Here is a 1,679-nt window from a genome sequence, read left to right as displayed (position 1 = left end):
GTACGCATGGGCGGAAATTGCAAGAAACCAGCCTTCAGCGTAGCGAACACTGGTAGTTTTAGCACGCCGGTGCAGACATCAAGGCCTTGCGGTCGTTGGGTGGTTGGGGTTTTTCAGGGGCGACTAACTAGTGGTTCTGGCACACCTGTGCTGTCGGTAACCCGTTGCGGCGGTTGGGTTGGTGGAGTTTTCAGAGCGATTAATTACCTCCGTTCCTGAGGTTTGAGGTTTTGTAGCCTTCAAAACATTCAGACCACTTCGGTGGAGATGGAGGACGAATGTGCAGTCCTGAGAAGCAGACGTGCTCGCACCCACCTCCCACTTTCACGCCATCAGGGCTTGAAAGACACTGAACCATGCAATCATCGGCCGGCAGACACCTTGCCGATAACTTTTCAATCTGACATTTCTCGCTTTCATTAACTGTTCTTCTGAGGTCGATTGAACATGATTTAAATCTGGTTACAGTACCAACATCCGGTGGCGGTGGCACCACGCCCGCGACATTCAAGTCGTCATGAGGGCCTTTCGTGCAACCAGGAGATAGCACGAATATCGCAATTAAGGCTCCGGCAAGAGTACATAGTTTTTTCATAGCGGCTTTCCACCCTCAGTGTAGTTGGCCCCGCACGAAATACATTTTCTCGTTTCACGCCGAACCGTATCTTCAGACGTAGTCCAACCCAGTGCATGGTGGAGCGCTTCGTGGAAAAGCACAGAACGAAAGCACCCACAAGCTCCATCAGGGTTAGCAATTTTTGATGCATCCGGTGCCCCAATTAACGGTGGATAGAAATAAATATAGTTTGGCATCGTAGTGACTGCACACGGAGCTCCGTAGTTGCAGGAAATAGATGCGCCTGCTAGGAATCTCATCGCATCAGCGGCTGCATTCAAATCACAGTCGCCATTCTCGCAATTTGGCTTTGTGTTCTCCTTTATTTCGTTTGCGAGATTAACAATCTCATTGCTAATAAAAATTCGCTGGGCATTTGAGCAGGATGGGCCAAAAGACAAGAGCCCTTTCGGGTCAAATTTTATCAATGGATTACCGGAAACATAGGAATAGCTGCTCATCCCGCCCTTTAGACCAATAGGATCACTCTGCCCATACCGCCCGGTAGCCGCCTCATAATCCCGGAAGTAGTTCTGATTCAATCCACTCGCCGCATCAAAGCGCTGCCCAGGAAACCGCATATCCAACACCAGCGCCGCACCATCCCCATCCGGATCTTGGTTCGGGGCGGTGTTGCCGAAGGCTTCGCCCTTCAGGCTCCACGTCCACACCGCCACATCGCGGGTTGGGTCGATCACCACACGCGGGCTACCCAAATGATCGGGTTCGATGTAGTGCAGTTTATTTGCGTTAGCCAACAAGCCGACCGGTAGATCATCCAGCCAGATCGCTTGCTGCTTGGGCGCGCCGTTGCTGTCGTAGTCGCCCAGCCAGTGGCCGGCTTCATCGTAAAGCGTGTAGGTGTTGGTGGTGCCAAGGAAGCGGCGCACCTGTTCGCCACGGCCGTTGTAGCGGTAGTTCATGGTCACCGCGCCGGCGCGGCGGGCCTGGGTCATGCGGCCGGTGGTGTCGTAGGTGTATTGGCGCGCAGTGCCGCCGATGGCGGTGGTGTTGCCGGTGGCGTCATAGGTGCGGGCCACACCGGCGACGGCGCTGAGGCGGT

At 54.2% G+C, this 1,679-nt stretch carries 1 protein-coding gene; it reads right to left on the bottom strand.

What is annotated here, in order from left to right; all coding sequences use genetic code 11:
* Nucleotides 1–591: 591 nt before the first annotated feature.
* Nucleotides 592–1,679: RHS repeat domain-containing protein (locus NX05_RS23295; RefSeq protein WP_162231372.1), on the bottom strand; the 1,088-nt coding region annotated here is incomplete at its 5' end.

It is taken from the genome of Xanthomonas vasicola (assembly GCF_000772705.2).
Taxonomy (GTDB): Bacteria; Pseudomonadota; Gammaproteobacteria; order Xanthomonadales; family Xanthomonadaceae; genus Xanthomonas; species Xanthomonas vasicola.
This window is presented reverse-complemented; position numbering and strand designations above follow the sequence as displayed.